Annotated in this window: 17 protein-coding genes; 10 read left to right on the top strand and 7 right to left on the bottom strand. The window is 52.6% G+C overall.

What is annotated here, in order from left to right:
• Position 1: 1 nt before the first annotated feature.
• The gene (locus tag R3B84_11550; GenBank protein MEZ6141195.1) at positions 2–1,540 is read right to left on the bottom strand and encodes a hypothetical protein; all 1,539 of its coding nucleotides are present in this window, start codon (positions 1,538–1,540) and stop codon (positions 2–4) included.
• Between the two features lie 67 nt (positions 1,541–1,607).
• On the opposite strand from R3B84_11550, the gene zwf reads away from it, so the two are divergent.
• Positions 1,608–3,074, top strand: a complete 1,467-nt coding sequence (zwf, locus tag R3B84_11545; GenBank protein MEZ6141194.1) for a glucose-6-phosphate dehydrogenase — start codon at positions 1,608–1,610, stop codon at positions 3,072–3,074.
• Positions 3,075–3,116: 42 nt separating this feature from the next.
• Here zwf and R3B84_11540 read toward each other — a convergent pair whose 3' ends face one another.
• A complete protein-coding gene (locus tag R3B84_11540; protein ID MEZ6141193.1) occupies positions 3,117–4,289 on the bottom strand; it encodes a hypothetical protein in 1,173 nt (390 codons plus the stop codon).
• Between the two features lie 236 nt (positions 4,290–4,525).
• Entirely contained in the window at positions 4,526–4,777 is a 252-nt protein-coding gene (locus tag R3B84_11535; protein MEZ6141192.1) for a hypothetical protein, read from the bottom strand.
• Between the two features lie 432 nt (positions 4,778–5,209).
• On the opposite strand from R3B84_11535, the gene R3B84_11530 reads away from it, so the two are divergent.
• From R3B84_11530 to R3B84_11490, 9 genes are all read left to right on the top strand, one after another.
• On the top strand, positions 5,210–5,638 hold the full coding sequence (locus R3B84_11530; GenBank protein ID MEZ6141191.1) for a hypothetical protein: 429 nt from the start codon (positions 5,210–5,212) through the stop codon (positions 5,636–5,638).
• An 11-nt stretch (positions 5,639–5,649) separates the two neighbouring features.
• Positions 5,650–8,976 (top strand): GDSL-type esterase/lipase family protein, encoded by a 3,327-nt coding sequence (locus tag R3B84_11525; protein ID MEZ6141190.1) that lies wholly within the window; start codon positions 5,650–5,652, stop codon positions 8,974–8,976.
• A 183-nt stretch (positions 8,977–9,159) separates the two neighbouring features.
• On the top strand, positions 9,160–10,278 hold the full coding sequence (ribD, locus tag R3B84_11520; GenBank protein MEZ6141189.1) for a bifunctional diaminohydroxyphosphoribosylaminopyrimidine deaminase/5-amino-6-(5-phosphoribosylamino)uracil reductase RibD: 1,119 nt from the start codon (positions 9,160–9,162) through the stop codon (positions 10,276–10,278).
• A complete protein-coding gene (locus R3B84_11515) occupies positions 10,275–11,600 on the top strand; it encodes a DUF3748 domain-containing protein (GenBank protein MEZ6141188.1) in 1,326 nt (441 codons plus the stop codon). Before ribD ends, R3B84_11515 begins: the two co-directional genes overlap by 4 nt.
• 118 nt (positions 11,601–11,718) lie before the next feature.
• Positions 11,719–14,337, top strand: coding sequence for a DUF1592 domain-containing protein (locus R3B84_11510; GenBank protein ID MEZ6141187.1), 2,619 nt, complete (start codon positions 11,719–11,721; stop codon positions 14,335–14,337).
• Positions 14,338–14,339: 2 nt separating this feature from the next.
• The gene (locus R3B84_11505; GenBank protein MEZ6141186.1) at positions 14,340–15,725 is read left to right on the top strand and encodes a DUF1552 domain-containing protein; all 1,386 of its coding nucleotides are present in this window, start codon (positions 14,340–14,342) and stop codon (positions 15,723–15,725) included.
• A gap of 3 nt (positions 15,726–15,728) precedes the next feature.
• On the top strand, positions 15,729–16,493 hold the full coding sequence (locus R3B84_11500; GenBank protein MEZ6141185.1) for an SGNH/GDSL hydrolase family protein: 765 nt from the start codon (positions 15,729–15,731) through the stop codon (positions 16,491–16,493).
• Between the two features lie 52 nt (positions 16,494–16,545).
• Positions 16,546–19,596, top strand: a complete 3,051-nt coding sequence (locus R3B84_11495; GenBank protein MEZ6141184.1) for a PSD1 and planctomycete cytochrome C domain-containing protein — start codon at positions 16,546–16,548, stop codon at positions 19,594–19,596.
• A gap of 4 nt (positions 19,597–19,600) precedes the next feature.
• Complete coding sequence (locus R3B84_11490) at positions 19,601–21,007, top strand: DUF1501 domain-containing protein (protein MEZ6141183.1); 1,407 nt, start codon at positions 19,601–19,603, stop codon at positions 21,005–21,007.
• A 41-nt stretch (positions 21,008–21,048) separates the two neighbouring features.
• Here R3B84_11490 and R3B84_11485 read toward each other — a convergent pair whose 3' ends face one another.
• The 4 genes from R3B84_11485 to R3B84_11470 form a co-directional block, all read right to left on the bottom strand.
• On the bottom strand, positions 21,049–21,885 hold the full coding sequence (locus tag R3B84_11485) for a metallophosphoesterase (protein MEZ6141182.1): 837 nt from the start codon (positions 21,883–21,885) through the stop codon (positions 21,049–21,051).
• A gap of 223 nt (positions 21,886–22,108) precedes the next feature.
• Positions 22,109–22,312 carry a hypothetical protein gene (locus tag R3B84_11480; GenBank protein MEZ6141181.1) on the bottom strand — a complete coding sequence of 68 codons (204 nt, stop codon included), beginning with the start codon at positions 22,310–22,312 and terminating at the stop codon, positions 22,109–22,111.
• A 349-nt stretch (positions 22,313–22,661) separates the two neighbouring features.
• Complete coding sequence (locus tag R3B84_11475; protein MEZ6141180.1) at positions 22,662–23,120, bottom strand: hypothetical protein; 459 nt, start codon at positions 23,118–23,120, stop codon at positions 22,662–22,664.
• A 215-nt stretch (positions 23,121–23,335) separates the two neighbouring features.
• Positions 23,336–23,605, bottom strand: a complete 270-nt coding sequence (locus tag R3B84_11470; protein ID MEZ6141179.1) for a hypothetical protein — start codon at positions 23,603–23,605, stop codon at positions 23,336–23,338.
• Positions 23,606–23,614 lie beyond the last annotated feature (9 nt).

Below are 23,614 nucleotides of genomic sequence, written 5' to 3'. Positions count from 1 at the left end.
ATTAATTTGGACGAATTCGCTCATCCACCTTCTGCCAGCCGTCGGTATGTTTGTAAATCTGGATGGTTGTTTCTGGTCTGATGAGGTTATCCGAAGTAAACCGTGGGAGAACGACCACCACATATTCCCCACGTCCGCTGATACGGTCGCCTGCAGATGTAAACATGGGCGGGTTTAAGGATTGCAGGCGATTTTTTAACACATTGGCATCAGGAAATTGATCGGCAACAAATAGTTCTTTCGCTGTTGTGCCGATCAGATCGGCGTAAAGCAGCACATCGTCGGTACTTACGGGAGATGACAACCGTGGGATGCCATTCGGTGGGTCGGTTTGATCCCACGCCACCGGATTGTAATGGCAGAAACTGACCAGTGGCAACGGCATTTCCCGCACTGGCCAGGCATAATCTCCATCCCGCAACAGTGTATTGAAGGAAATCCCGTCTCCAGTCAGTACCACCGATGATTTGCCGAACAGTGGGGCAAACGAGCGAAATTTCCGCAATGCCCGCTGCACTGGCATCGACGCACCCGGCATCACCAGCATCATCCGCTCACCCGGACTGAAATTTGCATTGGAAACGATGGAATAAATAATTCCCGTCTCTTTGTCATTGTCTTTGGAAGTCGACCCCACACTGTAAGGAGAGCTCTCATTAGTGCATTCCGCATAATCCGCTAATTGTTGCTTAAACTGATTCGATAAATCACTGGAATACGGATCGTCTTCCCACTCGAATATCGATGCTTTAGGTGGTGGCTCAATCGAATAAATGGGCATTCCTCCCAGTCCTGCCCACCCGGTGGGTGAAATACTGCTGAAAGCGGTGAGAGCGGAACATACCACTGGTCCCTGAGGACGTAAAAAGCTCGATTGCTGCACAAAATCGACTACAGCTTTGGCCACGGCACTGTTGGTGAAACAGAAACGAAAGGTGCGGTCAGGATAAATTTCAATCAGGTTTCTGTCGCCAAAGGCCGCATCATATACCTTGTCAGCAGTTGCCAGCGTAATCAACAGCAGTGGGGCCTCTCCTTGCCAGGTGGTTTGTTCCCGCAATGCATCGGCCAGTTCCACCGCACGGTCGCTAGAACCACCGCCCACCACGGCAACAGGTGGGGGAGATCGTTTGGCAAGTGCCGATATCCAGTATTGCAGGGTTGATTCACTGGATAATTTGTACCAGCGGATATAGATTTTGCCCGGTTTGTCTTTCCATCGGATCACCACTTCCGGAATACTGGCAGTTTGCCGCAAAAAGGCCCGCGAATCGTCTACTTCCATTTCGGGGTGCTGTCGTCTGGCCTGCACGATTCCTGCCACAAAGCGTTCCCAGTTGGCGGCGTTGGTCGAAGTGTGAAACCAGGCTATTTCCACATCACCAGGTGGGACTTCAGCCACTTGGGCGACGTTGGTTTCGACCAGTTCCCGCAGAATTACCACCCCACCGATGCCCACAACCAGCACCAATGCAAACATTACCAGTCGTTGCGACCAGCGGGTGCGGCGTTCCGGTAAATCTGTTTGTACATCATCCATTCCGATTTCCTGCCAATACAACAATAAAGATTCTTTGTTGTGCTGAATTTTTACGAATAAATCTCGAATGCAAACACCTACGATCGTCATTTTTGGTGCGTCGGGCGACTTAACATCGCGAAAACTGATTCCCGCCCTGTTCCGACTGGATTCCATGGGCTTACTGCCGGATGATACCCAGATTGTGGGCATTTCACGTACTGGCTACAGTTCGGAGCAGTTTCGCGACCATGTTCTGCCGAAAGTGAAAGAAGCGGTCGTTTCCCACGGCGAATCGTGGTATCCGGGTAACTGGAACCGCTTCGCAAAGCGCCTGCAATACATTTCCACCGATGCCTCCGCCCCAGGTGGGCTGATTCCGTTACAGGAATGGTTTGCCAAACGCGAAACCAACGGACGCGGGGATCGGCTGTATTATTTGTCGGTGGCACCCGATCTGTATATCCCAATTGCCCACCAACTGGCGGATACTGGCCTGAACCTTGAAGAATCTGGTTTTCGGCGGCTGGTGATCGAAAAACCGTTCGGAACCGACCTGAAATCCGCTCGTGAGGTGAACCACCAACTGCACCAGTATTTTCGAGAAGACCAGCTCTACCGCATCGACCCTTACCTGGGTAAAGACACCGTTCAGAACATTCTGGTGTTCCGACTTGCGAATTCCATGTTTGAACCACTTTGGAACCGTCGCTATATCGACCACATTCAGATTACGGTGGCAGAAAAGGTCACTGTTGGGCGACGTGGGGGCTACTACGATGGCAGTGGTGTGCTGCGGGATATGTTCCAGAGCCATTTGCTGCAGGTAATGACCATGGTGGCGATGGAACCACCTTCGCGGATTACTGCAGACCGTCTGCGAAATGAAAAAATGAAGGTGCTGGATTCGATTCTGGTGCCATCTCAGGCCGATGCGCACTCGATGATGAAACTCGGCCAGTATCAGGGGTATCATCAGGAAGATGGGGTACCGAAAGAGAGCAAAACACCCACCTACGCAGCTGTGAAACTGATGGTCGAAAACTGGCGCTGGAAAGGGGTGCCATTCTACCTGCGTTCGGGCAAAGGCTTGAAATCCCGTTACAGTGAAGTGGTGATTCAGTTTCGGGAACCGCCGTTTCGCTTGTTTCCCCATCCTGATGAGGGAGACCCGTCTGCGAACCGCATTACGCTGATGCTGCAACCGAATGAGGGGATTCGCCTGAACTTTCTGACCAAAATACCAGAAGTAGAAGGCACCCACCTGCATGCCAGGGATCTGGAATTCAATTATACCCAGGCTTATGGCAAAATGCCCGAAGCGTATGAGCGATTACTGCTGGATGCCCTGCTGGGTGATGCCTCTCTATTTATGCGTGGGGATGAAATTGAACGATCGTGGGAGATTATGGATCCGTTTATTGCCGCCAGCGAAGCAGCGGAAAGCCCAATCCCACCAGAATATCCCCTGGGTTGTGCCGGACCAGAGTGTGCAGAACGAATGATTGCCGATGACGGCCGCACGTGGCAAATGATGTCCGACCGTGCAGCGTAAAATTGTCATGTTACTAAATTGCAATATTAAAATATTGCAATCTTAAAGTGGCGACTGCTCATCTTCTGGGAATTCGTCTTCATAATCATCAATTCCCACTGGTTCCAGGCGGTAACGCAGATTATCCAAAGTTTTCATTGCCTGTTCACGCACCTTATTGTCCAGATCGCGTGCGGCCATTTCTTCCAGCATCGGCATTGCTTTGTAAGCGGGCTCCCCCATCTGCCCGATGTTGAAGGCAGCAACCAGACGCACGGTGCTGTCTCGGTCTTCCAGGGCACGAATCAGCGTTTCGCCCACATCTTCTGATTCTTTCCCAAGCACCATCATGTGGCGAATCAGGTGGTAGTCGCGGGTGAAGCCGGTACGCTCAAAAGCATCGATCAACTCGGGGATGGCTTCCTTTCCTGCGTCGCCCATTTTCGCCAGACTCTCAGCTTCGCGGCGTCGGAAAGACGGTTCTGGTGCGTATTTCAGTGCCAGTTTCAGAATTGGCAGCGATTCTTCGCCAATTGCCCCACCATCAGCGGCATCTTCCAGGATTTTCTCCACAGCTTTCGTGACCTGACTCTGCTTATCCTGACCTTTCCCTTTCTTATCGGGCGATTTTTCCGTCAGTTTTTTCAGTGTCGCCTGAATATCGATCTTCGAGGCTGCGGAAAAGGTGCGGTTGTCCGGTCCCAATGTTGGCCACAGTGCGGGCAGAATCTGGGCTCCAAACGCAGGGATTGCATGCACCGCCACTGCATTGGCAATCGGTGCTTCCGGCTTTTTATCAACCAGGTGGGTCAAAAAGATCTGAATCAGACGCAAATCGGTAATCGTCCCCTGACGAGTGGCCGATTCAATGGTTTCTACCTGAATTTCCGCAGGAACCTTTTTGGCAAATGCACGAGTCTCTGGAACCAGCAGATAAAGTGTATCCGCAGACATCCGAGTGCGCCAATAGTCGGTCGTGGGCTGTACTCGATCAAGGTTGCCACTGATCCCCACGTGGGCATTCTGAACATACGTAACCAGGCATTTTGAGAGGAGTTCCGTCAATGGAGCGGGAAGTTCATCCGGATCGGAATTTCCCAGCCGATCGAGCAGTTCATCCATCTCTTCGGAAGATTCCAGCTCATCCAGTTGCAGCCGGCTCAGCCCCACCTTATCGGCACCGGTGTAGCTGGTATCCAGAATCGAGTCCAATAACGGATCGTTGAATCGTTGCATAACAGTCAAATACTCGTGGTGCGAAAACAACCTGTCAAAGGCCACATGGAAGAAGATCGATCGATCGCCCCGGCCTGCCTATGGCACGCAAACTACTCCCACATGGGGGTAGTTTTGATGCCTATCTGTTCATCATAGAAAAAATCACCCCAATGTACCAGAATTTGCAATTTTTCAGGCTGGAATAGAATGTGGCAAAAATGAAGAATCAATGAGAATTGCTGTTATGTGCTAGGTTACTGCTGGGCTTCGTGCAACAGATCAATGATTTCTTCCACTTCCGCTTCGGCCAGCGATTTCCCACGTCTTTCCAGGCCTTCTTCGAACTTGATTGCGGTTTCCTGCATCCGCTCGTGGGTATCTTTTGAACCACCCACCAACAGAAACTCGTCGGTACGAGTGATGCGCTTCATTTCATCGTCATTATCCAGGCCGACACCCAAAAGGCCCAGAATTCTCATTTTTTCTTCATTTCTATGATCTGGCATGATATCTCCTGTTTCGATACTGAATTATAGCAGCATTTTCGCACTGAACAGTAGTGTTACCACCACATTTAGTGGTGGGTGATGAAACCCGAATCAGATTGAAATGAACTGAGATATCGGACAAAATTTCCACCAGGGACTTGTGCTAGTCGGTAGCAAGAAAGTACTTTATTCGTTAAGCGTAGCACGGGCGTCCCGCCCGTGGGAAAAACTCATGGGCGAGACACCCATGTTACGTAGGATGGTATCCACGAACCAATTGCCAGAGACGAGAGACTGGATTGTATGAATACCAGTTGTGGGCCGAAGATACGTACTTTTCAAGCGGATTTCATTGGATAACTGCAGCGTAGAGAAATTCGGCAGTTTGCATTCCCGTACTTGGCAAGTTACAATCTTCACGCTCAAAGTTTTTCACTACGTGGTGCCAGCATGAGTTTTCGCAAACTGCTTTTCCTGCCCCCTCTCCTTCTGGTGGGGATCATCTTTTCTGCATCGGATCACACCGATATGGTGGGGCAACAGCCCAAAAAGGCCAAAGCGAAAGGCAAAACAACACTGCCCCCATCCATGACAACGGGCGAATTTGCTCCATTTGGCATTTACGAACAGACGGCCCCACGTGCGAAAACTGTGGCGCCAATGGTAACGCAACTTCCACTCGATTTTCCAGTGGGGGCCCGCATCGGCCTGATTGGGAATACCCTTTTCGAACGGGCACAGGAATATGGCCATCTGGAAGCACTGTTGCAGCAGCGTTTCCCCACGCACCGGCTGGTGGTGCGGAATCTCGCCTGGTCTGCCGATGAAATTGGCATTCAGCCTCTCCCGCGAACTTTGCCGATACCGAACAGCACCTGACCCACGAAAAGGTGGATCTGATTCTGGCTGCGTTTGGTTTTAATGAGTCGTTCGCAGGCAGTGCGGGGCTGCCCAAGTTCAAAGAGAATCTGGCCGCGTACCTGCAAAAGCTGAAAACAAAAGCTTACAACGGCAAAACAGCACCCCAGGTGGTGCTGATTTCCCCAATTCCGAATCAGGATGTGCCAAATGTTCCTGCAGGCACCCTGAATAACAAACACATTCAAATGTATGTGCAAGCGATGCAGGAAATCGCCGCACAGGAAAAGGTGGGGTTTCTAGATCTGTACGAACCAATGGCGAACTCGTTTCGCCAATCGAGCAAGTCGCTGACCCACAATGGCTGCCATTTGACTGAAGATGGCTATGCAGCGTTTGCGCAGCACCTCTACCGGGGCCTGGTGGGCGAATCCGCACCGGAAATCGACGAAAAGCTACGCCAAACGGTGATTGACAAGGATCGGCAGTATTTTCGCCGTTTTCGCCCACTGAATACCTTCTATTACACCGGTGGGCGAAATAAAGATTACGGCTACCTCGATTTTCTGCCCGCGATGCGGAATTTTGATGCGATGGTGACCAATCGCGATCAGCGACTGTGGGATCTGGCCCAGAAAAAGCCAGTTCCGGAGAAAGTAGATGACTCCAAGGTTCCGCCACTACCCAAAACCCTGCAATCACGTGGGGCGAACGAATGGCTGTCGGCAGCGAAAGAACAAACCGCCTTCAAGGTCGATCCTCGCTTTGATCTCAATCTGTTTGCGGGTGAGGAGCAGTTTCCCGATATTGCCAACCCTATCCAGATGCGGTGGGATGCCAAAGGGCGTTTGTGGGTGAGCTGTTCCACCACTTATCCCCATGTTTATCCGGGAAATGAACCTGATGATAAAATTGTGATTCTGGAAGACACTAATGGCGATGGCAAGGCCGATCGAAGCACCGTTTTTGCGGATAAACTGCACATTCCGCTCTCTTTCGAACTGGGTAACGGTGGGGTGTATTTGTCGGAAATGCCCCACCTGACCTTTTTGAAGGATACCAATGGGGATGGGAAAGCAGATGAACGAACCATTCTGCTCAGTGGCTTTGGCACGGAAGATTCCCACCACGCCCTGCATGATTTCACCTGGACACCAGACGGCGACCTGATTTTTCGCGAATCGGTTTTTCACCACAGTCAGGTGGAAACCCCTTACGGCCCGGTGCGGCAACAGAACAGTGGTTGGTTCCGTTTTGATCCTAAAACCCAGCGACTGACCAGTTTTGGCAGTTACCCAAGCACCAATCCGTGGGGAGTTACTTTTGACGACTGGGGCCAGCATGTTGCCAGCCACCCGGTTTATGCGGCTGCTTTTCATGCATTGGACCCGGAATATCCCGTGCAGCACCCCGCACCGAAAGGTTTGCAGGCTTATTCGGGTGTCTGTGGGCATGAATTCGTCGATTTCGCCACTTTTCCAAAGGAATTGCAGGGTGGGTTCATCAAAGTACGGTACAAACCCACCAACCGCGTAGAAATCCATCGCTGGAAAGAAGGCCCATTCGGATATTCCGAAGAATATGTGAGCGATTTGATCTTTTCGTCCAATCTCAGTTTTATTCCCGTAGATCTGCAATTCGGCCCACGTGGGGCGTTGTATGTGTGCGACTGGTACAATCCGGTGAAGGGCCACATGCAATATTCTCTGCGGGATGAACGCCGTGACCGCCATTCCGGGCGAATCTGGCGAATCACTACGAAAGACGCCCCACTGCAGGACGCACCCAACTTCGCAAGAATGTCGATTGCCGAACTGCTGGAGATGTTGAAACGACCGGAATACCGCTATCGCTACTGGGCAAAACGAGAATTACGAGATCGGCCGTATAACGAAGTAAAATCACAACTCGACACCTGGGTGGCTGCACTGGCACCCTCAGACCCACGTATTCGGCATCACCAGTTGGAAGGATTGTGGCTATACCGTGGCATCGGTGCGACAAACACTGCTTTGCTCAAAGAGTTGTTAAAATGTGAGAATCACCACGCACGTGCGGCAGCCACGCAGCAACTGCGTTACTGGCACCATCTGCTGCCTGATGCCACCGTGCTGCTGCGAAAGGCGGTCAATGACAACAACGGCGTTGTGCGGATGGAAGCGGTGATTGCTGCCAGTTACATCGGCACTCGAGAGGCACTGGAGGCGTTGCTGGATGTCTTCCGTCACCCACGTGGGGGTCACCTGGATTATGCAGTTCGCTGTGCCCTGGGTTCCCGCACCATGAAGCCCTTGTGGGAAAGCACCCCACGGTACAATGTTGCCCAACGCCTGAAAGACCTAACACCCAAAGACGATCTGATCGAACCGAAACCCACCGCAGCAGAGGCACGTTTTGATGCACAGCCCAACCTGAAAACGGTGCGGATCAGTTGTTTACCGGAACGGATGCTGTACACGCTGGACCAGTTTGCGGTGACCGTGGGGCAGCCGGTAAAAATTGTGTTTACCAATCCTGATGCCACCGACCACAATCTGGTGGTGGTACAGCCAGACGCACTGGCCGAAGTGGGCATTGCCGCCAATGAAATGGCAAAAGACCCACGCAATGCTAATTCGGACTTCATTCCGATCAGCAAAAAGCACCTGATTCTGCACTACACGCCGATGGTAGGTGCCACACGTGCCCAGCAGGTGGCTGTTCTGCGCTTTCAGGCCCCACAGAAGCCAGGGATTTATCCGTTTGTCTGCACCTTCCCAGGTCACTGGATTGTGATGAAAGGCGACATGGTGGTGGCAAAAGATCTCGCCGATGTACCTGCGATGCTGGCCGCCCGCAAACCGACAATTGTTGCGGAATGGACCATGAACGATTTCGCTGGCTTAAAAACTGCCCACGATCCGGAAACGGTGAAACGCGGCTTGCAGGCATTTATGAAAGCCCAATGCACCCAGTGCCACCAGATTGATGGCCATGGAGTGAATCTTGGGCCGGATTTGTGCGATGTTTCCAAACGCTATCGTGGGGAAAAATTACTGCAGCAAATTCTGCTGCCATCAAGTGAAATTCACGAAAAGTACCAGAATTTTCGCTTGAACCTTGCCGATGGCAGCAGTGTCACCGGGGTAATTACCAAAGAAACACCCACCGAATACCATGTAGTAACCAACCTGCTGACACCCAAAAGTGTGCAGGTTGTGCTGAAAAAGGATGTCGATGAAAAGCTCCCTTCAAAAGTGTCGCCGATGCCACTGGGCGTGGCCAATGTGCTGACGAAGCAGGAAATCATCGATATGCTGGGCTTCCTGGAAGTGGGCTATGAATTACCCATGAACCCCCACCCGATGCCGAAGAAGTGATGAGATTCAAGTGGATGGTACATACCGTCAACTGCAGCAATTAGAGCGGCTTTCGAGAATTTGTGAACAGGGATCTGTTTCTGGGCTCAGGCAGAATGAAATACACCAATTCGCAGAAATTCCAATCATCGATCAGAACGAAGTTAATTTAATAGACTTCGTCACAACGAAACCGATGGACGAATGGCCGCACCTGACGACGAATATTGGATGATGCAGGCGATCCGCCTGGCCCAACGTGGGGAGGGATTTGTAGAGCCCAACCCGATGGTCGGTGCCGTTGTGGTGCGTGATGGCAAGCTGCTCGGCGAAGGCTGGCATCAGAGTTACGGTCAGCATCATGCGGAGGTGAATGCCATTGCCGCTGCTGGCGCAAACTGTTATGGTGCAACACTTTACGTTACTTTGGAGCCTTGCTGCCATTTTGGGAAAACGCCCCCCTGCACCGATGCCGTGTTGGCTGCTCGCTTCACCCGCGTCGTGATTGCGATGCGGGACCCCTTTCCCCAGGTGGCTGGGCAGGGGATTGCCATTTTGCAGCAGGCGGGCATTTCTTGCACAGTAGGCGTGTGCGAGCAGCACGCAGTTGAATTGAACGCACCCTACCTGAAGCGATTGCAAAGTGGCAAGCCGTGGGTGCATCTGAAGTGGGCAATGACACTGGATGGCAAAATCGCCACCCACACGGGTGATTCGAAGTGGATTTCCAACGAACAATCACTTGCCACCACACACCGCCTGCGTGGGCGAATGGACGCCATTCTGATTGGCATGAGAACGTTGCTGGCAGATGATCCCCTCCTTACTCCACGCCCACCTGGGGCTCGGATTCCCACGCGGATTGTGGTCAGCAGGAACTCGGAAAATGTGCCAGATTCGGCAGCACTGCTTCGCTCGATTGCCGAAGCACCGGTAGAAATCTGGACGCATGCCGACCAAGTGACGAAGTGGCACGGCTGGCAACTGGCTGGTGCGCAAATCCTGGTTCTGCCTGAACTTACATCAACTACCCTCAATCTTTCACATGGGCTGAATGTGCTGGCAGAACGAAAGTGTACCAACATTCTCGTCGAAGGCGGTGCGGGTCTGCACGGCAGCATGCTCGACCAGGATCTCGTCGATGAAATCCACGTTTTTGTCGCACCGAAACTCTTTGGGAACGTCCACGCACCTGGCCCGGTGGCCGGGTACGGTGTCGAAAAATTAAAAAGCGCTCATCAATTTAGGCTTTCGCACTCAGAAACCCTTGAAAACGACCTCTATCTGCGTTACCGTTGTTCCCAAAGACCTGAAGAACCATGAGTTCCCCCACAACCACTCGTCAACTGACACGGAAGCCGTGCGGGCACATCTTAACCAACACCAATGTGTGGTCGGCAGATGGCCAGTGGATTTATTACGATGTACGCTCTGATCCTGCGGGCAGCCTGTTCGATGGAAACCGCATCGAACGGGTGCATGTGAAAACCGGGACAGTCGAACAAATATTTGAATCTCGAAACGGGGCCCACTGTGGGGTGGTTACTGCAGCACCCCACCAGGATCAGGTGGTTTTTATTGCCGGACCTGAATTTCCCACTTCAGATTGGACATACGGTGCGGCGCATCGACAGGGAATGCTGGTTTCGGTTCTGCCAAACGATCGTTGTGCGGAACATCTCGAAGCCCGAAACCTGACCACACCGTTCACTCCGGGTGCCTTACGAGGTGGCACGCATGTTCATACGTTTCACCCCACAAGTCCTTATGTGGCATTTACTTACGACGATGCAGTGCTGCCTACAACTGCCCCATCTGGGTATGAAGGTGATGTCAATCAGCGGAACGTGGGGGTGGCACTATTAGGGAAACCGGTACAGGTGCCTGATTCCCACGCCAGAAATCATTCGGGCAGTAGTTTTAGTGTGTTAGTTACCCGCACGGTGAATCAGCCAGCACCCGGTTCGGATGAAATTTGCAAAGCGTTTGAAGATGCCTGGGTGGGCACCAGGGGATATGTGAAGACAGATGGCACCTTGCAGCACCTGGCGATTGCTTTTCAAGGCGAAGTGGTGCTGGAAAACGGACAGCACATTCATGAATTATTCATTTCTGACCTGCCCACTGACTTGACGGTTTCTGGTGCTGGTCCAATCGAAGGAACTGCGACTTTACGCCCACATCCACCTGCGGGGGTGGTACAGCGTCGCCTGACCTATACGCACCGTTTGCCGTTTCCGGGCATCCAGGGCCCACGTCATTGGGTGCGATCTTCACCCGATGGCAGCAGAATCGCTTTTTTAATGAAAGATCGACGCGGAATTGTCCAGCTTTTTGTGGTTTCACCAAACGGTGGTGAGATTCAGCAGATCAGTCAATTGAAAGCACCTGGGGTCACATCGGCGTTCTCGTGGCACCCTACAGGGAGCTGGATCGCCCACGCCAGTGGCACGCAACTCTGTTGCACCCACTTGGATAGTGGACATACACAAATTATCCCGCTGGGCCTGAGTGATCACCCACCGATCCGGCCAGAGGCAGTGGTATTTTCACCCGATGGCAGCCAGATTGCTTTCGTTCTGCAACTTACGACCCACTTTGGGAAATATAATCAGATCTTCTGTGCAGAATGGACCAATGGATGAGAAATTAATGAGTTTGTTACTTTGGAACGCACCATTTTTCGAGTATGATATTTTTTTAGCTGGGCGAACTTGCTGCTGGGTCTAGTGAAGGCTGAAAAATTAAACGGTGAGTAAGAGCATGAAGCGTCAGAAGACGATTCTAGGAACGTTGCTGGTCATGCTGTTGCTAATTGTGGCGATGGTGTATAACCGTTTTGTAGTATCTGATCGGCTGGCAGCGGCGGCGACCATTTCGGAGCTGCCCGAAGTTCCACTGCAGAAAAAGCCAGGTACCCCCACGGATATCGAAGTCTACAAGCAAGTTGTCGCACCTTTTTTCAAGACCTACTGTGTTTCCTGCCACGGCCCGGAGAAGAGCAAAGGGGGAATCACCGTCCATTCACTGCACGGCGACCTGTCGTTGGGACAAGAGCTGGACAAATGGGAATCGATCCTGGACATGCTCGAGTTCGGGCAGATGCCACCCGCCAAATCGCCACAGCCAAAGGAAGATGAAGTCAAGGCTGTCAAGACATGGATCAAGTCTGGGATGCGCACCTTTGTTGAAAAGGCGAATCGGGAGCTTCCCACGGCCAAAACCCGGCGCCTGACAAATGTTGAATATGAAAATACGCTTAGCGAACTACTTGGTTTCGAATGTAAGGTGATCGACGAACTTCCGAAAGACCCCGAACGTCGTTATCACTTCAACAATAATGCTGAGATGATGCGGATCGGCCCAGAGCAGTTGGATGAGTATCTGCGGATCGCACGAAAAGTGATGCAAAGTGCAATTGTTGGTCCGGAAAAACCAAAAACAGTAAAGGTAAACGGTGCCTGGTTGTCCGGGACGATGGACAATGGCCCTAGCCGTGATGAATTGAACCCCTTCACTGGCAGGGCGATTGGCTCTCCAAGTCGCGGAATGAAGTTAGTCGGCCCCACCCACGGCGAATTTCGGATTCGGTTGAGCGCGTCGGCACTGCCGATGAAAGGACGCGATGGGGTCTGGCTCAACGTCAGCCTGGGGCTACCGTTGAACGGCGACCATAATGCCAAACCATACATCAATGCAGCCAGCCTTTACCTGACCAATTCTCCTGACGAGCCAAAGATCTATGAGATTACCGGCCGACTGGAATCTGTCCCGGTTGCACTCGAGAAGCAGAAAGATGGCTCGATCCAGCAGGTCCGGGAGCTCTGGTTCACCCCAGCCTTCGACGATGGAACCCTCAACGACAAGGGCTCTGACCACCAACGCTTGCTTGCGACCCACCGGGCACTGATCCACTGGGTGGAGTTGGAAGCGCCATATTACAAAACCTGGCCACCGAAACACCACACAGACATTTTGTTTGAATCGCCATTGCGGGAGAGTGATACGAAAGCGTATGTGACTGAGGTGCTTAAGCGATTTATGACGCGCGCCTATCGCCGGCCCGCCTCGGACAAGGAGATTGAGAGATACTTCAGGATCTATCAGCTAGTTCGCCCTGGGGTGGATTCTTTTGAGGCGGCAATGCGGGAGACTCTGGCACTGGTGCTGGTCTCGCCTCGTTTCCTCTACCACACCGAGTCGGACCCCGCTACCGATGAACATTATGCAATGGCCTCGCGGTTGTCGTACTTCCTCTGGGCTTCAATGCCCGATTCTGAGTTGTTCGAATTAGCTGCATCGAAGAAAATCGATCATCCGAAAGTTATTGAACAACAGGTTCTGCGGATGATCCAGGATGATCGTTCGAAGAAGTTTGTCGAAGATTTCACACTACAGTGGCTCGATATCAAGAAAACATTGACAGTGCCCATCAACACTGAACTTTATCCCCGATTTCTCCATCTGGTCCGGATCGGTGAAACGGCAGGGTCCGAAGTGCCGTATCGCACATCGGTGCGAGACTACATGATGCAGGAGACGATTGGGTTCGTTGAGCACATGATTCGCGAGAATAAGAGCGCACTCAACGTCGTTGATTCGGACTTTGCCATATTGAATGAACGGCTGGCAAAGCACTACGGAGTGGAAGGGGTGACCGGTATGCAGATGCGTCCTGTTGCCATCAGGCCCGAGCACCACCTGGGAGGACTGCTCACTCAGAGTTCCGTGCTGATCGGAAATGGTACAGGCACCGCACCACACCCGATCTATCGGGCTGTTTTCCTGCGTGAGGCAATTCTTGGGGACACTGTCGCCCCACCACCATCCGAGGTTCCCGCGCTCAGTGATTCGGCGGGTGCATCGCTTGAGAAGTCGTTGTCGATTGCGCAGCTTCTGGCCAAACACCGCACTGTCGAGTCCTGCAATGATTGTCATTTTCGGCTGGATCCCTGGGGCATTCCCTTCGAAGACTACAACGCGATAGGCAGGTATCAGCCAAAGGTACCCAGGGATGGTACACGAGTCAGCCTGTTTGACAGGAATAAACACACGGATTTGGCAGGCTATCAGAAATACCTCGACTCGATCAACGTGGTCAAGATCGACGCCAGATCGCGCGTTCCACACGGCCCCGAAGTAGATGGTTTACAGGACCTCAAGGCCTATCTTCTCAAGGAACGCAGTAACGAAATTGTCAGGAACGTCATCCAGCGTTTGTTGACCTACGGCCTTGGCCGCAACCTGACTTTCCGTGACCGTATCGCAGTAGACGAACTGTTAAAAGAGTCCAAATCGAAAGGCTTTGGCATGCGGGACATGATCGTCTCGATCTGTATTAGTGAAATTTTCCGAGAACCGCGTCCCAAAAAGGAAGACTGACGATGACGAAGAAAACCTGGCATCTGAACCGCCGAACAATGCTTCGTGGGACGGGTATCTCATTGGCATTGCCCTACCTCAATGCAATGGAAAGTGCATTACATGCATCTACAGGAACCATCACTCCCAAACGATTCCTGGCGACCTATATCTCTTATGGCGTCTACCAGCCAGACGGCCCCACAGGAATCCCGAAGAAAAAACCTGATGGCACCTATCAGCATCACGAGTGGAGTTGGTGGCCCCAGGCAAAAATCGGTGAGCTCAAGTCCTTCAATAAATCGACCAAACCATTCGAAGAGCTGAAGAACCACATCACTTACCTGCGTGGCCTGGATCACAAGGGTGGCTACAAGCTTGGTGGGCATAGCTCCGGGGATGTCTTTCTCACCGGTGCGGACATGGCAGGGCATGAACCGACCAACAACATCTCCCTCGATCAGGCGATGGCCCGGCACCTGGGACAGTTGACGCGTCACAACTCATTGGTCCTTGGTACCGAAGGTGGCACCGGTTCTTACCAACAAACAAAAACATTGAGCCATCGCGGACCTGGCAAGGCGATCCCTTCGTTGCACAAGCCACAGGAAATCTTCAACCTCCTGTTCAACCCGTATGCGGGAAAAGGCGTTGAAGAAGTGCGTGCCGGCCTGAAACGCGATGCCAGCATCCTCGATCTGCTTCAGGAAGAATCCCAGAGCTTTCACAACCTCCTTGGCAACGAAGACAAACGGAAGATGACTGAGTATCTCGAATCTGTTCGAGAGATCGAAAAGCGAGTCGAACGCTCCAGCCAATGGACGAACATCAAACTTCCAAATATCGACACGAAGGGCCTGAACCTGGAAGTCAATCATCAGGCTTCGCCACAGGACTACATCCGCGTCTTGTACGATCTCATCTACCTTGCCTTCCGCACCGACCAGACCCGCTTCGCCACTTACATGACAGAATCAGAACATTCCCAATCCAGCCCGTTGTGGAACTATGCCAATTACGTGCTCGGCTATAAGGGTGCCACCCACGACATTGCCCACAAACGACCGGAAGTCATTTCCGGGCAGTGGGACGAGTGGCGAAATGCCAACCATGCCTACTTCCTCAAACGACTGGCAAACACACCAGAGGGAGAGGGTACCATGCTCGACAACACCATCGTCCTTTACGGCTCTGCTCACCCCCATGGTTCGCACAGTGCCTATAACTACCCACTGATACTGGCTGGTGGCAGGAATTTAGGCTTGAAGCATGGCAACCTGCATGAATTCGTTGACAACAAAAAGGTGCCGCTTGCCAACCTGTTTGTCACTCTGCTGCAAGCCGTGGGTATCGACCAGGACAAGTTCGCCGACAGCACTGGCAACCTTAACCAGCTCCTGCGAGCCTGATCCATGGCGAAGTCACTTCTCACCGATGTGGTGGTACTACTCGTTGTTTTCATTGGTGTACCTGTTGCTTCGGGTCAGCAAGGAAACAAGCCCAGGCTGCCGAGCGTGCTTCTCATTGGTGATCGGGTGTACCAGCAGTTTGTCCTCGCCAGTGTTCGCGATGAACTTAAGGACCAGGCAACAGTAAATCTTGCTGTTTGGCCCAAAGACGTTCTACCCAACTCGACCAACATGCTTCAGCACCTGGATCTGCTATTAGGTATCAGTAATGCGGCTGGTAAAGAGGTGCCTCAAGATAAGCGGCCCACGTGGGACCTGATCCACTTTAATGCCGGCTTTGGCGATCTGATCTATTGCGTGCCGAACCTGAAATCTCACCGCACCCTGCCCCACGACCTGGGCGGAGTAGTCCGTACAGACCCCAACCAGTATGAGAAGAATCTGGTTATGCTGGTTCAACAACTAAAAGAGAAAGCCCCGAACGCCAAACTTGTCTGGGGAAATACTACTCCTATTCGATACTCACGAAATGGTTACTTCAAACCTGGCGATGAGATTGCTTACAACCAGATCGCTCAGAAAGTCATGATTAGGCACCGGGTTCCGATCAACGATCTGCACAATTACGCCAAATCGATCATCGACATGGATAAGCCAGGCCCAAGGGATTTGGACCCGTTCTACTTCGACAATAAGCAACTCCATCCCCCGGTGGTGGATAGCATCGTCCGCGAACTTGGACTCAAACCAAAAGATCGCAAAAAGTAATGAATGACAGTATCCAATTGATCGTGTGCATGGCTTTGCCGACAGTGGGGAGATGATGAAACGCACCATTTATATAATCGCCCTGTTATGCAGTGGACTGAATGCGTCCGCAGACGAGCAATTACTTGCCAAACAGGCCTGGCTGGTGCTGCAATCCCAATGTCTGGAGTGCCACGGTGCGGAGAAACAAAAAGGTGGGTTTCGCCTCGATACGCGGGAGCATTTTCTCCGTGGGGGCGATTCTGGCCTGGCCTGGGATGCGAAAGAACCCGCAAAAAGTGAATTGTTGCGTCGGATTCACTTACCTGCCACCGATACCGAACGAATGCCCCCACGTGGGAAGGGATTAACTGCCACGCAATCCGATCTGGTTAAAAAGTGGCTGGGAGCCGGGGCACCGTGGCCTGCTACTGCCTCCCAACAGAAACATTGGGCGTACATTCCGCCGAAATACGCCCCACTACCAGCCGTTAAGAATCCCAATTGGGTGGTAAACCCGATTGATCAATGGATTCTGCACCGACTTGACCAGGAAAAACTCTTAGCTTCCCCACGTGCGTCGAAAGAAACTCTGGTGAGACGTTTGTCGCTGGCGTTGACAGGATTACCACCAGCCCCTGAATTGCTTCGGCAATATTTAGGCAACTCAGCACCTAATGCTACAGAAGAATTGGTGGATCAATTGCTGGCTTCGCCCGAATTTGGCGTGCGGTGGGCAAGCCCCTGGCTCGATTACGCCCGTTATGCCGATTCCCACGGTTTTCAGCGGGACGACCTTCGAAGTCTTTGGCCATACCGAGATTGGGTAGTCAACGCCTTCAATAGTGATATGCCCTACGACCGCTTTACCATTGAACAGATGGGTGGGGATCTGCTGCCCAAGGCCACACTGGCACAAAAAATTGCGACGGGCTTCCATCGTTCCGCCCCCACCAACGTGGAAGCGGGGACTGATCCAGAAGAAACCCGCACCAATCAGGTGCTGGACCGTGTGAATACGTTGGGGATGGTCTGGCTGGGTGCCACCTTGGAATGTGCCCAGTGCCACGATCATAAATACGATCCCATTTCGCAGGAAGAATACTATCGGCTGTATGCTTTTTTCAATAATACTGCCCTGGAAGCCCAACGCACCAACCCCAAAGTGCCCGGTTCGATTGCCTTTATTGGCCCCACGATCCCTGTAGAAGATTCATCAGTCACCTGGCAGCGGCAACAGACTAGTGCAGAAATTGCATCGCTGGAAAAACGGTTAGCGGACCGAAAGGCCTTGTTGCAGAAACCCGATCCCATGTGGGAGAAAACGGAGTTGGCAAACGGTGGCAATTCCCAGGTAACGGTGCTGCCAGTTGCCGAATTTGTTTCCAAGGGTGGGTCTACTTTTGAAATCCTGCCCGACCATTCCGTACTGCTGACGGGTGAGCCACCTGCAACAGATACTTACCTGATAACAATAACCACGCCATTGAAAGATGTGCGGCGTTTTCGCCTGGAAACCCTGACGGATGACCGTTTACCTGGTAAAGGGCCTGGGCGTGGCAGTGAAAAAACGCCCAATTTTGTGTTAAACACTTTTCGTGTTGTAAATATGCCGAAAAAAGGCAAAAATGCCCCACTGAAATTGGTGCGGGCAACGGCCGATTTTTCACAGTCGAATTTTCCCGTGGCAAACGCTATTGATGATGACCCCAAAACAGCGTGGGCAATCAATCCGCAGTTTCATCAGCCGCACTGGGCCGAATTTGAGCTGGAAAAACCATTCAGCCATGCTGGAAACGGCAAAATTGTCTTCACGTTGATTCAGAATTATGGCACCGCACGCACGATTGGTCGGGTGCGTCTCTCCGCCATTTCCGGCAACGGTGCGTCAATTTCAGTAGACGTTCAAACAGCCTTGAAAGTGTCTGCAGAAAAACGCACCCCCCAGCAGTCAGAACTCATCCGGAAACACCGAGCAGCGACCGATCCTGAAGCAATTCGGTTATATAATCAAATCGCTATCAAAAAGACGGACCTGTCGAAGATTACTTCGCCCACCACATTGGTGCTGCAGGAATTGCCCGAAGCACGCCCCACAACCATCTTCCAGCGTGGGGACTTCCGCACCCCAGGCAAGGTGGTCACACCCGGAGTTCCAGCAGTGCTGGGGGTGCCATTACCGAAAGCCGGAAATCGACTGGACTTAGCACACTGGCTGGTCGATCCAAACCACCCACTTACAGCACGGGTAGCGGTGAACCGCATCTGGGCAGAACTGTTTGGGCATGGCCTGGTCACTACGCCGGAAGATTTTGGCATCAAAGGGGAACCTCCAACGCACCCGGAGTTGTTGGATTGGCTGGCACTGGAGTTCATCGACAATGGCTGGTCGATGAAAAAACTCATTAAAATGATCGTGTTGTCGGCGACCTACCAGCAGGATTCCCGCACCACACCGGAGATATTGGAGCGTGACGATCGGAATCTGCTTTACGCCCGCGGCCCACGATACCGTTTGGCGGCAGAAACAATTCGCGATAACCTGCTTGCGATTTCCGGCAAACTTTCCTACGGCAAAAATGGCCCACCAATTCAACCGTATCAGCCGGATGGCATCTGGGTAAAGGTTGGTGGGGAAAAATACAATTATGTCGTCAGTCCTGGGGAACAACGTTATCGTCGTGGGCTTTATGTGGTCTGGAAACGGGGTGCACCGTACCCCAGCTTTATGAATTTCGATGCCACCAACCGCATGGCGTGCCGCGTCGCCCGCCCACGCACGAATACTCCCTTGCAGGCACTAACATTGCTAAACGACCCTGTTTATGTGGAACTGGCACTGTCATTCGCCCAGCGAATTCTGGATGAGTCAGGCGAAAAGGACTTGCAGGCCCGCCTGACCTATGCTTTTCAGGTGGCATTATCCCGCACACCCACAGCACGCGAAGTGGAGGTCCTCAGCAGGCTCTATCACCTTCAGTCACAGGAACTTACGGCAGAAGCAGCTCAGCAGTTGGTGGTACCGTTGGGCAAGTTTTCGCCGGAGCGCACCAGAGAACTGGCTGTGTGGTACGCCATTGCTACCACCATCCTGAATCTGGACGAAACCATTACGCTGGGGTAATTTGATGCACCTTTCCATCCCACTGAACCGTCGATCGATCCTGCAAGGTGGCCTGGGCCTCGGGGCACTGGCACTGACGCAACTGCTGCAGGCGGAAGAACCTGCCAACCCACTCGCTGCAAAAAAGCCGATGTTTCCCGCAAAGGCAGAGCACATCATTTACCTGCACATGATTGGTGCCCCGTCGCAGCTTGATCTGTATGATCCCAAGCCGGAATTGCAGAAAAGAGACGGTCAGGAATGCCCCGCGTCGCTGCTGGAAGGAAAGCGATTTGCCTTTATCGGTGGGGCAATGTCTCTGGCTGGATCACCATTCCAATTCACCAAACATGGTCAAAGTGGACAGGTTCTGTCGGAATTACTGCCCCATTTCAGCAAAGTGGTTGATGATGTGGCGATTGTCCGCACAGTACATACCGAAGAGATCAACCATGCTCCTGCCCAGTTGTTTCTGCACACCGGCTTTGGCCGTGGCGGCAGGCCAGGGCTTGGCTCGTGGGTAACCTATGGCCTGGGTAGCAGTAATCGCGATCTGCCCGCCTACATGGTAATGCTTTCCGGCCCACTGGGTGGTGCGGGGACAGCGGTGTATGGCAGTGGTTTTCTCCCCAGCATTTATCAGGGCATCCCACTGCGGTCATCAGGCGAACCAGTACTGTTTCTCAGCGATCCCCCAGGTCAATCGGCAAAGGATCGACGCAATATTCTGGATGCGTTGAAGGAATTGAACCAGCAGAAATTAGAACAGTCTGGCGACCCGGAAATTGCCACCCGCATTGGCCAGTACGAAATGGCCTATCGGATGCAGCGCAGTGTGCCCGAATTGATGGATTTGAAGCAGGAAACCCAGGAAACACTGAACCTTTACGGGGCACAACCTGGCAAAGCCAGTTTTGCGAACAACTGCCTGCTGGCCCGCCGTCTGGTAGAACGTGGGGTGCGGATTGTAGAACTGTACGATGCCGACTGGGACCACCACTCGAATCTGGCAACTGCCCTGCCACGCAAGGCGAAGGATATCGATCAGCCGATGGCCGCACTGCTGGCCGATTTGAAAAGACGTGGGCTTCTGGAAAAAACACTGGTGGTGTGGGGATCGGAATTTGGCCGCACCCCCCTGCGGCAGGGCATCAATGGCGAAGGGAAGAAAACCAGTGCCGGCCGCGACCACCACAAAGATGCCTTCACGATGTGGCTGGCAGGTGGGGGAATCCGCGGCGGTGTCAGTTATGGCACCACCGACGACTTTGGCTTCAATCCCGCTGAAAACGCGGTAGCCACCCACGACATCAATGCCACCATCCTGCACCTGCTGGGACTGGACCACGAAAAACTGACCTACAAGTACCAGGGCCGCGAATTCCGCCTAACCGACGTCCACGGAAAAGTAATCCAGCCCATCGTGGGGTAGGAAGTGCCTTTCTGGGATGATTGGCATTCAATCACGAATGTTTACCCTTGTACCAGTTGAAACACCGTCAGTTCCGGTCGTACATTGAATCGAACGCGCAGGATATGCCCAATACCTCGACCAATATAAAGCCGGCGGTTTCCCGATAAGTCGAACGCACCTCGGGTATAACGACGATTGTTGACCGGTAGAATGGGAGGGGGCAGAAAAGGGGCCTTGCATTGCCCACCGTGCGTGTGCCCACACAAAATCCAGCCCGTAAAGTTGTCCCAGCCTGGCTGATCGACTGCATCAGGATTGTGTACCAGCGTAATCGCGGCTTCGCTGGGCTTCACGTTCGGAAAAACCTTGCCCGGCTGATACAGATGTGCCCACAAGTCGTCGAGGCCGATGATCTGCAGGCCCTGCACATTTACCATTTCGTTTCGCAAGACGCGCACGCCAGCATTTTCTGCGAGCTTTGCAACAAGATCACCCACATGTATTTCACGGAAACTATTGCCATAATCATGATTTCCCAGCACGCCAAACGTGCCAAGTTTGCCGTGGGGAAGCGTATCCATCATGTGTGGTGCGTGGTTCTGCAATTCTGTATTGGTGCTGATGAAATCCCCTGTGTAAACCACCAGTTCCGGTCGCAGATTGCGGATAATCTGAAAAACATCCGTCAGGTAATCATCTGCAACCTGCGGGCCGATGTGTAAATCGGTGGCGTGAACCAGTTTGGCACCCACCAACGAAGCAGGTAAATGCCGCACAGGCAGCGTGCGGTGAACAATTTCCAGCCAGTGGGGTTCAACCCGCCAGGTATACAGCCCCACGGCAGCGATACTGGCATAAAAAAACCGCCTGCGGGTCAATTGGCCTTTCAGATTCATCCGGCATCCTTGATTATTGAACCGGTTTTACAATACAGGAAAATGCGGTTACCCAAAAGGTGAATATGCACAGCCATCAGTAACATGGCATCGCGCCGATCTGTTGTTTTCCAAGGACGGGACGCCCGTGCTATGTTTAATAGACTCGGTCCTGGCCACCAGCAATTGGAAACCAGCTTGTAACGCTCCAATCATCATCTCAAAAAAGCCGGTGCCAAACTGCTCATCCATCTGGCCGATCTGCTGCAACACATCGCGTCGCACCGCCAGGCAGAAACCTTTTCAGTCGTTCCGCGTTTAGTGCCTGCTGGCTATACTGCTTTTGCACCTGCATCGCAAACAGCGGTAGTTCTTCCAATTGCTGGCAGTCTGCAGTCAATTGTTGTGGGGGTGCGGTTTCGTTGCTCCACGCTAAGTGCCTGTTCATAATGATTTTTCTGTACCTATATCTCGAACAAAGGCAATTCTTCCGGTTGATTTTTAGGCACAAAGTGCCGTCTAGTTTTAGCCAGGTCCGTGAGGGCCGGGAAAGTTATCCCCCACAAAAGAATTTCAAGGCCTTCAAGGCCTTTTGACGCCAGCGGTGTCAAGTTAGATATTCCCCTTTCGCAACAGCCACCCCTGATTAATCGCCGTGGGGAAACCACGATTCTGCTCATTGCGAACAATCCGCAGGTGACCACTTTCGGCCAGTGTGCGGGTTACATTCGTTTTCTCTTCATAGCCCGAAGGTAAAACAAGGGTTTGAGCAGAGATACCCTTGCTTACGCTTCGGGCTATGAAGCAATTTGCAAGCCGGCTTCCGGGTACTGCCACTGGTTATGACAGGGGATCAGAATGCTGGTCAGTTCCGCACCAGTGCGTTCCATGTCGGCGAACCAGGCTTCTACAGGCAACAGATCGGGGTGTGCTTTCTGCAACGCTTTCCGATCTTTGGCATAACAGCGGGCTTGGATCCGCATTCCAATATCGTGCAGAACCTGGAAATACGCTCGGGCCGCCTGCTGGTCAAAGGGCATCTCTGCTACGGCAATCTGCAAATACTCTCGGGCTGAATGCAGATGGCCTGCACGAGCCAACGCACAGCCGAGGGCCGCCTTACTGGCCGCCGATTCCGGCAGATACCGAACCGCCTCGTAATAGTGGCGCAGATCGCCAGTCAGTTCGGCGAGCAAAGCATGCACCCGCGATTGCGTCTTCTGCCGCTTAAGTGCGATTTCTGTAGCAGAGTTCATTTTCAACCTCTTCCACTCTCAATAAAACGGCTCAACTCAACCACCTATGATTGGAATTGTAAAATCTAAGCAAGAAGAAGCGAATTGCTGGGTATTTCAACTAGGTGCTGGTAGGTGTGGGTGATTATTTCCACTACCCTCCCATTCCGTGGCAGTGGCCGCACAGATGGGTTGGAATGGGAACAAACTGCCGCCAGGACGTCGGAGGATACAAGTCACGGTTTACCTATTTCCTCAACAATTGCAGCCCATGCTTGATCAATATCCTCGCCGTCGATGACTCTGCGTAGAAGTAGTCCGTCGCCTGATATTTCAGCAACTACTTGGGCAAAGAAGAGTAAGTCGAAATCTCCCTCTGGGAAGCCCCGCTTCTGGGACACGAAGAACGTCAACCTGTCCAGAAACAGTTTGGTCAGCCTCCTCGAAGCAGAATCGGGGATCGAGGCTACGAATGCAACCGCCTTCACGTAGTTCCAATTGTCCATCTAGCCCTC

Source organism: Zavarzinella sp. (assembly GCA_041399155.1).
Classification (GTDB): domain Bacteria; phylum Planctomycetota; class Planctomycetia; order Gemmatales; family Gemmataceae; genus JAWKTI01.
Note: the sequence above shows the minus strand (reverse complement) of the source record. Positions and strands in the feature narration are given on the sequence as shown.

Bases quoted from the DNA above. Each gene is read 5' to 3' on its own strand.
- R3B84_11550 (MEZ6141195.1), bottom strand. From the start codon at position 1,540: ATGGATGATGTACAAACAGATTTACCGGAACGCCGCACCCGCTGGTCG.
- zwf (MEZ6141194.1), top strand. From the start codon at position 1,608: ATGCAAACACCTACGATCGTCATTTTTGGTGCGTCGGGCGACTTAACA.
- R3B84_11540 (MEZ6141193.1), bottom strand. From the start codon at position 4,289: ATGCAACGATTCAACGATCCGTTATTGGACTCGATTCTGGATACCAGC.
- R3B84_11535 (MEZ6141192.1), bottom strand. From the start codon at position 4,777: ATGCCAGATCATAGAAATGAAGAAAAAATGAGAATTCTGGGCCTTTTG.
- R3B84_11530 (MEZ6141191.1), top strand. From the start codon at position 5,210: ATGAGTTTTCGCAAACTGCTTTTCCTGCCCCCTCTCCTTCTGGTGGGG.
- ribD (MEZ6141189.1), top strand. From the start codon at position 9,160: ATGGCCGCACCTGACGACGAATATTGGATGATGCAGGCGATCCGCCTG.
- R3B84_11515 (MEZ6141188.1), top strand. From the start codon at position 10,275: ATGAGTTCCCCCACAACCACTCGTCAACTGACACGGAAGCCGTGCGGG.
- R3B84_11510 (MEZ6141187.1), top strand. From the start codon at position 11,719: ATGAAGCGTCAGAAGACGATTCTAGGAACGTTGCTGGTCATGCTGTTG.
- R3B84_11505 (MEZ6141186.1), top strand. From the start codon at position 14,340: ATGACGAAGAAAACCTGGCATCTGAACCGCCGAACAATGCTTCGTGGG.
- R3B84_11500 (MEZ6141185.1), top strand. From the start codon at position 15,729: ATGGCGAAGTCACTTCTCACCGATGTGGTGGTACTACTCGTTGTTTTC.
- R3B84_11495 (MEZ6141184.1), top strand. From the start codon at position 16,546: ATGATGAAACGCACCATTTATATAATCGCCCTGTTATGCAGTGGACTG.
- R3B84_11490 (MEZ6141183.1), top strand. From the start codon at position 19,601: ATGCACCTTTCCATCCCACTGAACCGTCGATCGATCCTGCAAGGTGGC.
- R3B84_11485 (MEZ6141182.1), bottom strand. From the start codon at position 21,885: ATGAATCTGAAAGGCCAATTGACCCGCAGGCGGTTTTTTTATGCCAGT.
- R3B84_11480 (MEZ6141181.1), bottom strand. From the start codon at position 22,312: ATGAACAGGCACTTAGCGTGGAGCAACGAAACCGCACCCCCACAACAA.
- R3B84_11475 (MEZ6141180.1), bottom strand. From the start codon at position 23,120: ATGAACTCTGCTACAGAAATCGCACTTAAGCGGCAGAAGACGCAATCG.
- R3B84_11470 (MEZ6141179.1), bottom strand. From the start codon at position 23,605: ATGGACAATTGGAACTACGTGAAGGCGGTTGCATTCGTAGCCTCGATC.